This window comes from Diplocloster agilis (genome assembly GCF_019042275.1).
In the GTDB taxonomy this organism is placed as follows: domain Bacteria; phylum Bacillota; class Clostridia; order Lachnospirales; family Lachnospiraceae; genus Diplocloster; species Diplocloster agilis.
Genome location: NZ_JAHQCW010000001.1, coordinates 291,860 through 305,852, shown reverse-complemented (window position 1 = coordinate 305,852; position 13,993 = coordinate 291,860). Strand labels below are relative to the sequence as shown.

At 52.4% G+C, this 13,993-nt stretch carries 11 protein-coding genes; 10 read left to right on the top strand and 1 reads right to left on the bottom strand.

What is annotated here, in order from left to right; translation table 11 throughout:
• Positions 1 to 56 precede the first annotated feature (56 nt).
• A complete protein-coding gene (locus tag KTH89_RS01280) occupies positions 57 to 1,226 on the top strand; it encodes a M24 family metallopeptidase (protein ID WP_238720322.1) in 1,170 nt (389 codons plus the stop codon).
• 477 nt (positions 1,227 to 1,703) lie between these two features.
• Here KTH89_RS01280 and KTH89_RS01275 read toward each other — a convergent pair whose 3' ends face one another.
• Positions 1,704 to 2,264 carry a manganese efflux pump MntP gene (locus KTH89_RS01275; protein WP_238720321.1) on the bottom strand — a complete coding sequence of 187 codons (561 nt, stop codon included), beginning with the start codon at positions 2,262 to 2,264 and terminating at the stop codon, positions 1,704 to 1,706.
• 312 nt (positions 2,265 to 2,576) lie between these two features.
• On the opposite strand from KTH89_RS01275, the gene KTH89_RS01270 reads away from it, so the two are divergent.
• From KTH89_RS01270 to KTH89_RS01230, 9 genes are all read left to right on the top strand, one after another.
• Positions 2,577 to 3,569 carry a LacI family DNA-binding transcriptional regulator gene (locus KTH89_RS01270; protein ID WP_238720320.1) on the top strand — a complete coding sequence of 331 codons (993 nt, stop codon included), beginning with the start codon at positions 2,577 to 2,579 and terminating at the stop codon, positions 3,567 to 3,569.
• A 317-nt stretch (positions 3,570 to 3,886) separates the two neighbouring features.
• Positions 3,887 to 5,386 carry a sugar ABC transporter ATP-binding protein gene (locus KTH89_RS01265; protein ID WP_158346753.1) on the top strand — a complete coding sequence of 500 codons (1,500 nt, stop codon included), beginning with the start codon at positions 3,887 to 3,889 and terminating at the stop codon, positions 5,384 to 5,386.
• Positions 5,383 to 6,345: an ABC transporter permease gene (locus KTH89_RS01260; protein WP_158346750.1), complete on the top strand. Its 963-nt coding sequence runs from the start codon at positions 5,383 to 5,385 to the stop codon at positions 6,343 to 6,345. Before KTH89_RS01265 ends, KTH89_RS01260 begins: the two co-directional genes overlap by 4 nt.
• Positions 6,346 to 6,357: 12 nt before the next feature.
• Positions 6,358 to 7,344 (top strand): ABC transporter permease, encoded by a 987-nt coding sequence (locus KTH89_RS01255; RefSeq protein ID WP_158346748.1) that lies wholly within the window; start codon positions 6,358 to 6,360, stop codon positions 7,342 to 7,344.
• A 102-nt stretch (positions 7,345 to 7,446) separates the two neighbouring features.
• Positions 7,447 to 8,508: an autoinducer 2 ABC transporter substrate-binding protein gene (locus KTH89_RS01250; protein WP_238720319.1), complete on the top strand. Its 1,062-nt coding sequence runs from the start codon at positions 7,447 to 7,449 to the stop codon at positions 8,506 to 8,508.
• A gap of 76 nt (positions 8,509 to 8,584) precedes the next feature.
• Positions 8,585 to 9,763 carry a M24 family metallopeptidase gene (locus KTH89_RS01245; RefSeq protein WP_238720318.1) on the top strand — a complete coding sequence of 393 codons (1,179 nt, stop codon included), beginning with the start codon at positions 8,585 to 8,587 and terminating at the stop codon, positions 9,761 to 9,763.
• 5 nt (positions 9,764 to 9,768) lie between these two features.
• Positions 9,769 to 10,950 carry an MFS transporter gene (locus KTH89_RS01240; RefSeq protein ID WP_238720317.1) on the top strand — a complete coding sequence of 394 codons (1,182 nt, stop codon included), beginning with the start codon at positions 9,769 to 9,771 and terminating at the stop codon, positions 10,948 to 10,950.
• A 249-nt stretch (positions 10,951 to 11,199) separates the two neighbouring features.
• The gene (locus tag KTH89_RS01235; RefSeq protein WP_238720316.1) at positions 11,200 to 12,336 is read left to right on the top strand and encodes an aromatic amino acid transport family protein; all 1,137 of its coding nucleotides are present in this window, start codon (positions 11,200 to 11,202) and stop codon (positions 12,334 to 12,336) included.
• Positions 12,333 to 13,934 carry an amidohydrolase gene (locus KTH89_RS01230; protein ID WP_238720315.1) on the top strand — a complete coding sequence of 534 codons (1,602 nt, stop codon included), beginning with the start codon at positions 12,333 to 12,335 and terminating at the stop codon, positions 13,932 to 13,934. The genes KTH89_RS01235 and KTH89_RS01230 overlap by 4 nt, the downstream gene beginning before the upstream one ends.
• Positions 13,935 to 13,993: the final 59 nt, after the last annotated feature.

Genomic DNA, 13,993 nt, shown 5'->3' with positions numbered 1-13,993 from the left:
GGCCGGTTTCACAGGGCCTTTCAAATAACTATAAAAAAGATTAGGAGGAAAAAAGTATGTATTTTAACGCAGCAGAAACAGAAAACAGAATTGCAAAGGTGAAAGAGATTCTAAAGAAGAACGGCCTGGATGCGGCATTCGTCTATTTTGACGAGCTGAATGTGGCCAATGGCTGGTATCTGACCGGATGGTGCCCCCAGTTTGAAAAAGGGGCGGTATTAGTTCCGGTGAACGGGGAGCCGATCCTCTTGGGCGGTCCTGAGAGCCAGCCGTTTGCCCTCATGTCCAGTGCGATCAAAAACACTTACTGTTTCCCGGTTTTCATGGTTCCCGAGGAAGAATACCCCAACGCGACCATCATTGATTTCAAACAGTTGAACGAGGAACTCAAAGCTTCCGGCACGGTGATTAAAAAGCTGGGTCTGGTGGGAACCGAAGCCCTTCCGTATCAGGTATACGATCAGCTGGCGAAGGGGTTTGCCGGAATCGAGATCGTGGATTTCACAAAAGAGTATGAAGCGCTGAGAATCGTCAAATCCGCCTGGGAGCTTGAGTGTATGCAGCAGGCGACTCATATGTCCGACCTGGCCTATGACGCTATGCGCGCGAAGATCGCGCCCGGAGTATACGAGTATCAGATCGCCGCGGCAGGGGAAGCGGTCTGCCGGGATGCGGGAGCGAGCAGCTTCGCCTACGGTACCATGGTGGGAAGCGGAAAGCGTTCCAATGCGGTCGTTCCCACTGCTTCGGACAAACAGCTGGAGGCCGGCGAACTGGTGCTGTTCGGAATCGCACCCAGATATAAGGGATACACAGCGACCTTCGGCGATACGCTGCCCGTATCCGGGGAATACACACAGATCCAAAGAGACGGCATGATGTGGCTAAGAGATGTCCTGCAGCTGACGAAATCCATGCTGCGCCCGGGGGTATCCGGGAAAGAGATCGACGAAAAAGGCCGGGCCTATTTTGAGGAGAAAGAGATCATGAAATATCTTGTCTGCCCGTTCGCCCATACCATCGGCCTGATGGAGGCGGAAGCGCCGTTCTTTGGCCCCAACAGCGAGGATATCCTGAAACCGGGCATGGCGGTTATGGTAGACGTAAGCTTTTTCGGCCATCCGCAGCTGAACGGAGCCAGGATCGAGACCGGCTACATCATTACGGAAAATGGCTGCGTGCCTTTCTCGAAGAAAATGGACGATTATTTTTCAAAAGATCTGTAAACGGTTAACAATCCATACAGGGGCTGTCACACTCACTTAGCGTTCTTCCCGGAGGCTTCGTATGTCCGCTGCTTAGGGCTTGGAACCGCGGGCGGTTTCCGGGGACGCTTCGGGCGGCCGGGTTCTTTTGTATCTCCCTGGGGGCGCGGAGGGCTAGCGCTGGAATACGCTAAGTAAAATCGAAAAGCCGGATTCAGGAACCGAGCCTATTCACCAGGAACACGTGATGTGTTCCCGGTTCAGAGGCTCTTGCCCGTCGGACGTGAAGTCCGCCGTGCATCCTGAATCCGGCTTTCCGATTTCACAAAGCGTATTCACAGCCGCCCTATACGCCTCCAGGGAGATACAAAAGAACCCGGCCGCCCGAAGCGTCCCCGGAAACCGCCCGCGGTTCCAAGCCCTAAGCAGCGGACATACGAAGCCTCCGGGAAGAACGCTAAGTGAGTGTGACAGCCCCCGGGTTATATGGCGAAAGCATCAGCCAATCACACCGAGATGTTCCAGCAAGATCTTAAGGCCGATCAGAATCAGAACAATCCCCCCGAAGATCTCCGCCTTTGATTTCAATTTGGCCCCAAACAGATTGCCAATCAGCAATCCGCAGATCGAAATGACGAACGTTACCACTCCAATAAAAGAAATCGCAGGCAGAATCGCCACTTTCAGAAACGCAAAGGTAACTCCCACAGCTAGGGCATCGATACTGGTAGCAAGGGCAAGAATCAGCATCGCCCGAAAGCCGAATGAATCATTCAGCTCTTCCGGACATGATCTGGATTCCCGGATCATGTTGATACCGATCACGGATAGCAGAACAAAGGCGATCCAGTGATCGACATTTGTGATGAGAACCTGGAACTGACGTCCCAGCAAATACCCGATCAACGGCATCAGGGCCTGAAAGCCTCCGAAATACAAGCCGACCAAAAGCGCGTGCTTTACTTGAACCTTCCGGACCGAAAGACCCTTACAGACAGAGACCGCGAACGCGTCCATAGACAAACCAACCGCCAAGATAAAAAGTTCCCAAGTACCCATAAAAAAATCCTCCTGTTCTGTTGTTGGCGCGACAGGAGGCCCTCAAGATTTTCCATAAAAAAAGACCCACCTGCTGTGCACAGATAAGTCTCGTCATTTCATACAAAGCCAGGAATTCTCTTCCAGTATGTTGACTTTATCACGTTCAAACGCTGACTACTCCCTTATTTCTCCCCATTATAACACAAGGCGCCGGCAAGTCAATCCATAAAATGCTAAAATAATCCACTTTTTAAAAAAGGTTGACAACATAGAAAACTCAGGTATAATTATAATTACTCGAGTAACCTAAAGATACAAGGAGGTATCCTTATGGTATCAATGAAGGACATTGCGAACGCCTTGAATCTTTCAAGGTGTACGGTATCGGATATATTGAATAATAAATTGGAACACAGATCCTATAAGCCGGAGACCATTGAGATGGTGCGGATGAAGGCGAAGGAAATGGGATATGTGTCAAATAATATCGCCAGATCCTTAAAAACCGGCTCTACCAGGACGTTAGCGATCGTGGTGCCCCATCTGAGCAATCCGTTCTATACCCATATCATACAGAAGGTGGAGAAGCTGGCGAATAAGGAGGATTACAGCCTGATCATCTGCACGACGGAAGAGAAGTTGGACAAGGAAGACCATGTGCTGCAGATGCTTACCAGCCGCATGGTGGACGGAATTCTGATTTCTCCGGTTTCCTTTGAGGGCTCGCTCCGGAAGGAATATTCCTACAAGATCGTCTGTTTTGACCGGACGATCGAGAGCGGCAAGTACCCGGCGGCCCTGTTCGATAACGAGACCGCCGCCAGACAGCTAATGAGCCAGGTGCTGCGCCGGGGCTGCAGCAGGCCCTTGCTGTTGAACACGGCGGAGTCCGATTATACGATCCGCTGCAGGATGAAGGGGTACCGGCAGGTGCTAAGAGAAGCAGGCTGTGAGCTAGACGACCGGCTGATATATTATGATATTTATGATAAAATGCAATCCTATGAAATAATGTGCCGGATTCTTAAGGATCCGGATATACGGTTTGATTCCATTGTGCTTGGAACCAATTTCTGTATCTACGGGGTACTGCGCGCGCTGAAAGAGCTGAACGTGCCGTCGGTACCGATCGCCGGATTCGAGGATTTTAACGGATCCGAGGTGATGGACGGGGAGTTTATCAAAGCGATCCAGCCGGAGAAGAAGATCGGCAAGGAAGCTTTCTATATGTTACTCCGTTATTTAAACGGAGAAAAACCCCAGGATGTATTTCTGCAGACGGATGAAATCGAAGATCCGTTTGATGAGGACACCACGAATTAATCAAAAGGGGACATGTCCATTCCGGTTTGGGACATGTCCATTCTGAAATGAACATGTCCCAAACCGGAATGGACATGTCCCCTTTTGAATAGCTGCCGCGGTGTGGCATATTGCAGCCGGAGAGTTTCGCAAGCGAAACTCTTTTTTAATTGTGAAAAATACACATAAATTTAATCAAAATTTTATATAAATTATACAAATTGCAAAAAAGGAGTTGACATATATACTCGAGTAACCTAAAATGCAAGTAAAGGTACTCGAGTAAATAAATTTTCATAATTAACATTCAGTGATTAGGAATCAAGGGAGGCAAAAGAATGAGTGAGCATGTCTTTTTAGAAATGTCGGACGTGAGTATGACATTTCCGGGCGTAAAAGCCCTGGACCAGGTCCGGCTGGATATCCGGGAAGGAGAAGTACATGCGCTGATGGGAGAGAACGGTGCCGGTAAATCAACATTGATTAAGATTATATCCGGAGTACAGCAGCCGGACCCGGGGGCCAGGATCCTGATGGACGGGGAAGAGGTACAGTTCCCCAATGTCCATGCCAGCATCAAACATGGTATTAATGCGATCCACCAGGATTTGAGTCTGTTCCCGAACCTGACCGTGGCAGAGAATATTTATCTGGGGCGGTCGAAGAACGGCAAGGTGGACTGGAAGGAATGTGACCGGATCGCCGTTGAGGCGTTGAAGCGGTTGGAAGTGCAGATGGACATTCATGAACTGCTGGGCAACTTAAGTGTGGCGAAGCAGCAGCTGGTGGCTATCGCAAGGGCGATTTCGCTGAGCTCCCGCCTGCTTATCATGGATGAGCCGACCGCGGCCTTATCCTTCAGCGAGGTACGGATGCTCTATGAGATCATACGCAAGCTGAAAAAAGAAAACATTGCGATTCTTTTTATCAGCCATAAGCTGGACGAGGTATTCGAAGTCTCCGACCGGGTGACGGTATTAAAAGACGGAAAATATGTGGGCTGCAAGGATATCGGTGAGCTTAATGAGAGCACACTGGTGCAGATGATGGTGGGCCGGTCGGTGACCTATGAAGCCCTGAATCAGGAATCCTACGCGGCGGAGAAAGTCCTGGAGGTCCGGAACATTTCCAAAGAGGGGAATTTCAAAGATATCTCCTTTACATTACATAAAGGTGAGATCCTGGCCTTTACCGGCCTGGTGGGCGCCGGAAGAAGCGAGACGGTCAAGGCCCTGTTCGGGCTGAACCCGCCGGACCAGGGTGAGATCCTGATACACGGACAAAAGGCGGAATTGAAAAATGTAACTCAGGCTATGAAGCATAAGATCGCGTTTATACCGGAAGACCGGCATCACGAAGGGCTTATTTTGAATATGTCAATGGAAGATAACATCACCTTGTCGATCTTAAACCAGATGCTGGGCAAATCCAGATTCATCAGCAGCCGGAAAAGGGCGGGGATATCCGGGGAATATGTAAATACCCTGAATATCAGGCCCGGCCAGATCTATAAGATGGCGAAAAACTTCAGCGGCGGGAATCAGCAGAAGATCGCGGTGGCCAAATGGCTGGTGACAAAGCCGGATATCCTGATCATCGACGAACCGACCCACGGCGTGGACATCGCGTCCAAGACGGAGATACACAAGCTTCTGAAAAGTCTGGCGAAACAAGGCATGGCCATTATCATGGTATCTTCCGAATGGCAGGAAGTGTTTGCGCTCAGCGACCGGGTGATCGTCATGAGACACGGCCGGATCGTGCATGAAGATTCCACCAGGGACGGAGATCAGAACCTGATGATGGAAAAGGCAATTCTCGGGGAGGTGAAGGCATGAAAAAGCTGTTGGAGAGAAGAGAAACCAGTGTATTTCTGATCCTGGTGGCTCTGTGTATCGGTTTGACGATTTATTCGCCTACATTTTTATCCTATACCAATATCAAAAATGTGCTGGTCAGCAATACGGCGATGGGTATCATGGCGGCCGGTATGACCTTCGTGCTGATCACGGCCGGCATCGATGTCTCCGTGGCGAGCCAGATGATGTTTTCCGCTACATGGCTTGCGCTGCTGGCGGAAACGCCTTTGGGGAACCCGGTGACCATCGTTCTGGCTGCGCTTCTGATCGGGCTGGTTACCGGAGCGGTTAACGGGGCGCTGATTTCCAAATTTGACATCCACCCGATTATCATCACGCTTGGTACCAACAGTATCTACCGGGGAATTATCCTGGTTTTTACCAACGGCCGGTGGTTAATGAACCTGCCCAAGTGGTTCACCGGATTTTCCAGTACGGTGTTTGGGATTCCGCTTCCGGTAGTGTACGCGCTGCTGATCTTCCTGATCTCAGCTTACATACTCAAACATACGTATTTCGGCCGTTCCATCTATGCCATGGGCGGTAACCGGGAGGCGGCCCGGTACGCGGGTGTGAATCTTAAAAAGACAGTATTCCTGACTTACACGTACACCGGTGTTCTGTGCGGCGCGGCGGGCCTGGTGCTGGACAGCATCCTGGGCAACTGCCAGCCCTCCGGGTCCAACGGCTGGGAGATGAATGTCATCGCGGCGGCCGTCATCGGCGGAACGAACATCCTGGGCGGTTATGGGACCATCGGCGGGACGGTGATCGGCGTACTGATGATGGGCGTAATTGAAAATGGCCTGGTAGTCGCCCATGTTCCCACTTACTGGCAAAAGCTGGTGTACGGACTGATTATTATCGTAACGGTAACCATAGACGTGCTGCGTAAGAAAAAAGCGGATTCCAGGAAGCAGATGATAGAGATAGATTAGGAGGAAGTTCAAATGGAAAAGATTAAAAAATTCAGGTTTTCGCTGAACGGGATCGTGTTGACGGCGGCATTTCTGGGGATAGTCCTCATCGGCACCGTGGTCAATGAAAACTTCCTGACAATGAAAAACATCCTGTCGATCTTCCAGCAGATGTCGGAAATGGGGATCATGGCGTTAGGGCTGACCATCGTGATTATCACCGGCGGCAATGATTTGGCGTCGGGTACCACCATGGGGCTTTGCGCGGTAGTCTCGGGCCTGTGCCTGACTTCAGGCATGCCGATTCCGCTGGCATTGTTAATCAGCCTGGCGGCAGCTGTGGCCTGCGGCTGTCTGAATGCCTCCCTGGTAGCGTTGATCGGGATACCTCCCATGATCGCCACCCTGGGAACCCAGATGTTCTTCTACGGAGCTGCGCTGGTCTTAAGTAAGGGAAATTCCATTTCCAATATACCGAGGGAGTTTTACTTCCTGGGACAGGACAAACTGGCGGGACTGCCGTTACAGGCGGTTATCCTGATCCTGCTGACCATTGTGCTGGCGGTTATTCTGAAGAAAAAAGTGTTCGGTAAGCATCTGTTTGCGATCGGAAATAATATCAAAGCCAGCGCCTATTCCGGTATCCGTACGGTAAAAGTATTGTTCCTGGCCTATATTACCTGTTCCGTTCTGTGCTGCATCGCAGGAAATATACAGGTGTCCCGGGTGGCTACGGCCAGAGCGGATATGGGCTACTCTTTCCTGATGCCCTGCATCTCCGCCGTAGTTCTGGGCGGAACCAGCATAGACGGAGGAATCGGCGGAGTCGGAGGGACCGTGGTCGGCGTGCTGATCTTCGCCATGATCAGCAATATCATGAATCTGGCGGGGATCTCATCCTTCTGGCAGCAGCTGGCAACCGGAAGCATCCTGGTTCTGGTGGTGGTATTTAATAAGATCACGGAGAACAGCAAGCTGCATCTGAAGAAAATGGCTGGGAAAAAAGCGGCAAGCGAATAAAATCAGGGATGCTTATGACTCTGTAGCATAAAGGAAGAGCTGGGAAACAGCAAAACTAAAGGTAGAAACAAACTACATATAAAACATGAAGGAGGCTTTACTATGAGAAAAGGGATTGTATGGTTACTGGTTATGGGGATGTGCGCGGGACTGCTAAGCGGGTGCGGTAAAGGGGATTCGTCTAATGAGGCTGCGGCAAATACGGATGCGCAGGTGAGTGAAAACCAGGGAAATGATTCCGGGGCGGCGAAAGATTCCGGCGGTTATACCATAGCGCTGATTCCCCAGCAGGTGGGAATACCCTACTTTGAGACGTCTGGAACCTGGGGACAAAAAGCAGCGGAAGATCTGGGCTGTGAAGTGATTTATACCGGCCCCACGACCGGGGACGCGGCCAGCCAGGCGAATATCGTACAGGATATGATCACCAAGGGGGTTGACTGTATCGCGATCTCCCCGTTAGATGCCAGCGCTATTGAACCGGTTCTGGAGCAGGCTAAGGAAGCCGGTATTCTGGTGGTTACCTGGGATTCGGATGTGAATAATACCGATCTGCGGGAAGTCTATGTCAACTGCTGTTCGGAACAGGTATTGGGAGAGCATCTGATGGAGCGGTTCGCCAACTATATGGGCGGCAAAGGGGACTATGCGATCATTACAAGCGTGCTGACCGCGCAGAACTGTTCCGCATGGGCGAAGTACGCCACGGAGTATCAGGAAGCCAATTATCCGGACATGAACCGGGTAGCTTACGAACCCTGTGATGATGACCAGTCCAAAGCCTACTCGATCACCCAGAACCTGATGACCGCATATCCGGAATTAAAGGGCGTGCTCGGCGTGACCACACCTGCGCCTCCGGCAGCCGCACAGGCAGTGGGAGAAGCGGGAAAGAACGGCGAAGTCATCGTAACCGGCGTGGTGGAAGCGTCTGCGGCAAAATCGTATCTGGAGGACGGGTCCATGCAGGAAGCCAATATCTGGCATCCCGGTAAGCTTGGATATCTGGCGGTATACACGGCAAAGACCCTGTTAGACGGCGGAAAAATCGAAGATGGACAGGATGTGCCGGAAGTCGGAGTGGTGGAAGTAAAAGACGACCAGATTATCATGACGGAATTACTGGACATTACGACGGAAAATGTGGATGAATTTGATTTCTAAAAACATTTTATAAAAAAGAGAAGGCCGCCGTCCGATCCAGGTACGGCGGCCTTTGTAAAAAGTGAGGAGCTAAACTATGAGAATCAGAATTGAAGATCAGGAATTCCAAGAGAGAATCCGAAAAACGCAGGAAATGATGAAACAGGAAGGCTTGGATTTGCTCTTGGCCTATGGAAACGAAGCGGAACCCCAGTATGTGAGGTATTATTCCGATTACTGGCCGTCTTTTGAATCGGCGGGCGTGCTGATGGCGGCCGAGGGAGAGCCTTTGCTGATTATAGGGCCGGAGAGCGGTACTTTCGCCGGAGATGTGTCCAGAATACCAAAGATCCGCAAGCTTCTCTGTTTCCGGGAATCTTCCGAGCCGGAATATCCCGGAGCGAAACTGGACGACTTCGTATCGGTGATCCGGGAAGCAGCAGGCGGCAAGCAGTTACATAAAATGGGCATAGCGGGTTCCTGCCTGATTACACAGGTGATCTATCAGGCATTGACCGATGCTCTCCCGGAGGTGGGAAATCCGGAGCTTGTGAAAGCCGACCTGATGGTATCAAAGATCCGGGCGCATAAGTCGCCGGCGGAGATCGCCTGCATGCGGGAAGCCTATCGGATCACGCAGCTGGCCATGAAAAAAGTAGTGGAGCAGATCCATGCGGGTATGACGGAAAATCAGGTGAAGGGTATCGCCATGTCTGTAATATATGAGGAAGGCGGAGAGGGCGAGGCCTATCCGTTCTGGATCCTGACCGGCAAAGGTTCCAACCAGGCTATCAGCAGGTGCCGGAATAAAGTGATAGAGCCGGGCGATCTGGTTCATATTCAGATCGGGACCCGCTATGAAGGCTACGCCTCCACGATGGGCCGTCCGGTCGTGATCGGGAAAGCGAATGAAGTACAAAGAGGCCTGATCGAAGCAGGCTTAGCCGCCCAGCGGGCGATCCTTGAGACCGTCAGGGCCGGCGTCAACGCGGGAGCGGTGAGCGACGCCCACTACCGGACGTTAAAAGAGCTGGGCTATGACGGACATATACTCTATGGCCCCTGCCATGGTACCGGCCTGATGGAAGGGGAGTATCCGTGGATCGAGTCCAACTCCGACTATCTGCTGGAAGAGGGAATGACCTTTTGTACCTGCGTATACCTGGGAGATGACGAAAGGCAGATCGGTATGCGGATCGAGGACGGCTTCCTGGTCACAAAGGACGGCGCCGAATCCTTCTCTGACTACCGCAGGGAAGTGATAGAGATTCTGTAGGAAAAATGAAAAACAAAGAAAAAATGTTATTTCCGGTGGTCTGCGTATTATTGCTGGGCCTGGGTGTGGAGACCGGAGGATTTCAGCTGTCGGTACTCCAAATGGCAAAAGAATTCCGGATATCAACGTCGTCCATGGGCCTTATGATCGGCGCCCAATACGGAGCGATTATGCTGATGCCGCTGATCTTTGGAAAATGTTCGGACCGGTGGGGAAAGAAATATGTCATTCTGGGAGCCATGCTGGTATTCCTGGCCGGCTGCCTGCTGATTATAGCGGCTCCGGGTTATGGGGCGGTGCTTACCGGCATCTTTGTACTGGGGTCCGGGTACAGTGTCTGCGAGAGTACGGCGACGGCGGTCCTGACGGATCAATTTGCCCAAAAGGCCGGAGGATACATCAGCCTTACCCAGAGCTGCTTCAGCCTGGGGGCGGTAGCCGGTCCGCTGCTGGTGGACTATGGCATCCGCAGGTTTGGAATGGACTGGAGACTGACGTTTTTGATGCCGGCAGGGCTGTACGCCTGTATGCTGATACCGCTGCTTTGTACGAAGGTGCGGCCTCTGCGGCGTGAGGCCGTACCGGCCGGGAAAAATGAAAATAAGGAACGCCGGTTTCGGCCGGATCTGGTCATGGGCTGTCTCATATTTGCGATGGTCATTTATGTGGGAATCGAAAATGGGACCGGCTATTTTGCCGATACCTTTTTAGAATTGGATTTACAGATTACCGGGAAAGCGTCCGGAGTGATAGCGGCGTTCTGGTCGGCAATGATTCTTTCCAGAATCGTTTCAGGAATCCTGTACCGGCTGAAACGCAAGTTGCTTTTGATCTGTTATATCGGATCGATGATGCTTCTGGCCGGCTTATATTTTGTCTCGGATCTGTCTGTGGTAACGCTTATGTTCTTCCTGATGGGGATTTTCTATGGGCCGGTGTGGCCGGCCCTTATGGGAATCGCTGCGGAGGAATACCCCGGGAGGACCGGAGCGGTTACCGGCCTTATGGCCTCGGCCTGCGGAGCCGGAGGCGCATTGTTTCCGGTGCTCATGGGATGGTCGCTTCAGTTATTCGGAGTGCGCGCCTCCTATCTGCTGATGGCCGCTCTGGCCGGCCTGGCCGTCGCCTCCATTCTCATGTTATACCGCTATCTGAGAGGGGACTGGCACATTCCGTCAGAAGAATAAGCCTGCCAAGCTACAAATGGCGGAAGGGGCCTGTCCCCGGAAGTTGACTCGAATTGAGCCGACATCCGGGGACAGGCCCCTTCCGCCATTTGTAGCTTGGCAGGCTTATTTTTCTGACGGAATGTGCCAGTCCCCTCTCAAATGGCCGTATTCTCCCCTTCCAAAGATTGCGGCTTTACTGTCCGGGCGAGAACCGTTATAATATGGAATAAAAGCGCAGCAACTGCGCCACTGGAGGAAACTAATATAATGAAAAAACAGCTTACTACCTGGGAAAGCGCCTGCATTATCACCGGCTACGGAATCGGCGGCGGAGTCATGGCGATGCCTTACCTGGCGGCTAAAAACGGGATACCCATAAGCCTGCTGATCCTGGCCGTTGCATTTGCGGCCAGCTATATCCTGCATATGATGATCGCGGAGATGGCGGTCAAAAGCGGGGATAACCCCCAGTTAATCCAGGTGTTTTCCCGATTCCTTTTTCAGGGACGGTTCCAGAAGGCGCTGACCATAGCCTTCTTTGTAATCATGGCCCTGGTTTTATTTACAAATCTGGCGGTCTACATAGCGGGAGCGGCGGAGATCATCCATTCGGCGTTAGGAATTCCGATGGCTGCATCCCGGCTGTGTTTCTACGCGGCGGCGGCTGTGGTGGTGCTGTTCGGGCTAAAAGCGGTAGGCGTCAGCGAGAAAGCCGCGGTGGCAGTGATCTTTGTGATGATCGGAATCCTGGCTGCAGCGTCCCTGCTGCGGCCGCAGCGGGGCTTGCCGATGACGCCCGGCACCTGGAATCAGGGACTGGCATATTTCGGGATGGCTATGTTTGCCTTTTCCGCGTTCTTTTCCATACCCCAGGCGGTAACCGGACTGAACAGAGATACGAAGAAAATCAGGAAAGCCGTATTTCTCGGCCTGATGAATAATCTGGTGCTGATCATCGTAATTACCCTGTGTTCCCTGATTTCCTCCGGGGAAGTGACTAAGATGGCTATGATCGGCTGGAGCAAAGGCATCGGGGCCTGGGCCCAGGTGGTTGGATCGGTCTTCATGGTTCTGGCCATGCTGACGACCTACTGGTCGATCTCCCTGGCGCTGGGAGATATCGTGCAGGAACAGATGAAGTGGGGGAGAAAAGCCTGCTGGGTGGCAGCGACGGTTCCCTCGCTATTGTTAACCTTCTTGCCCATCGCCGGTTTTATGGAATTCATGCGGCTGGCCGGCGGCCTGATCGCTATTTTGGTGGCAATCCTGGTGGTTCCGGCTTACCGGAAGGCGTCCGGGGAAGAAGGGGAGTCCATGCTGGGACGGTTCGGCACGACCGGGATGCAGATTTTGATTATGATCGCCTATATTCTTATGGCGGTCGGAAATGTGGTGAGCGTATGAATACGATTATGATGCAGCATTGCCTGTTTAAAGACGGATATTTTCACACGATGGATACGGAGGACGAGTGTTACCGCTATATGGGAGTGACAGACGGCAGGATCAGCTATCTGGGCGATACCCGGCCGGGAGGGTATTTCCACGAATGTTCCCTGGAGGAAAGGCATGTGTTCCCGGCGCTGATCGACAGCCATCTGCACCTGCTGTACACGATGGTGCTCCAGGCCGGCAGCTGTGTGATCTGTGAGATCCGGGACGGCAGGGTCGTACCGGATACTCTGGACGGGGTCCGCCAAAAGATAGAGGAAGTGTGCAAAACCAACCGGAGCAAAGGGATTATCGTGGCGAATCAGTATATTGTCTCGGGAATACGGGAGGGGAGGATGCCGAACCGGCAGGAGCTGGATCAGTGGACGGAGGGCAGGAAGATCGTACTTTATAATATCGACGGCCACAGCAGCAGTATGTCCACCGCGCTTATGAAAGAGCTGGGAATCTATCAGGAAGGGTGCGACGGGATACTGACCGGTAAGGATCATGAATTTATCCAGGGAAAAGTAATGGAGTCGATCGGCAAAGCGGTGACGCCGAAGGTGCTGGCCAGAGGGGTGGCGAACTTTACCAATCTCTGCATCCAATACGGGATCGGCGGCGTATGCGCGCTGGACGGCAGCGGGGATGTGCCGGAGGATAAGCTGACCAGGATGCTGGCTAAGATCGCCTCTCATATGGATATAGACGTGAGGCTGTATCTGCAGTTCACGGATCTTACCCAGGCGGAGCAATACCGCAGATACCAGAGCACGCCCCGGGTCGGCGGCTGCGGCGTATGGGAAATGGACGGGTCCGTGGGTTCCCACAGCGCGGCGTTTTATTCGCCCTACCGGGATACAGGAACCAAGGGAGCATGTTATTATACACAGGAACAGGTGGATGATATGCTGCGAAAAGCGGATGAGGCAGGATACCAGATCAGCAGCCATGCCATCGGGGAGGCGGCTATCGACCGGGTGCTGGATGGATATGCGGGGTTTCAGCCGCGGCGGATGCACCGCATCGATCATTTTGAATTCCCCACGCCGGAGGCGGTGAAGAGAATCTGCGCCGAAAATAATCTGGCGGTGACCGTGCAGCCCGGATTTTCCTGGATTGACCGGCACTATCTAAAAAGTTATGAACAATTCCTGCCGGATGCGTTGATTGAACAGCAGGTGCCGCTTCGCACGCTGATGGAGCACGGCGTATGCGTATGCGGCTCCAGCGATTCGCCGGTGCAGGAGATCAATCCTTTTGATCAGATGCTGGGAATGATCGATTTTTACCGGCCGGAGGAATCCTTAACCATGTATCAGGCGCTTTGCACCTATACGAAGAACCCGGCGGCCATGCTGGGGGAAGAGCGGGATCTTGGGACGCTGGAGGTTGGGAAAAGAGCTAATTTTCTGGTATCAGACCAGAATCTTCTGGAGCTGGACCGTCATACAATAGGAAATGTGCAGATTCGGCAGCTTTACCTGGACGGTAAGGCCTGCAGAAGAAAAAAAGGATCGGTTGCGGAGTTTCTGGCCATGATGGCCGGGCCTGGACATAAGATCTGATTTCACCTGGAGGAAGGTCCGGGAATACCAGGCAGAAAGGCAGGTATAGCGTATGGAGT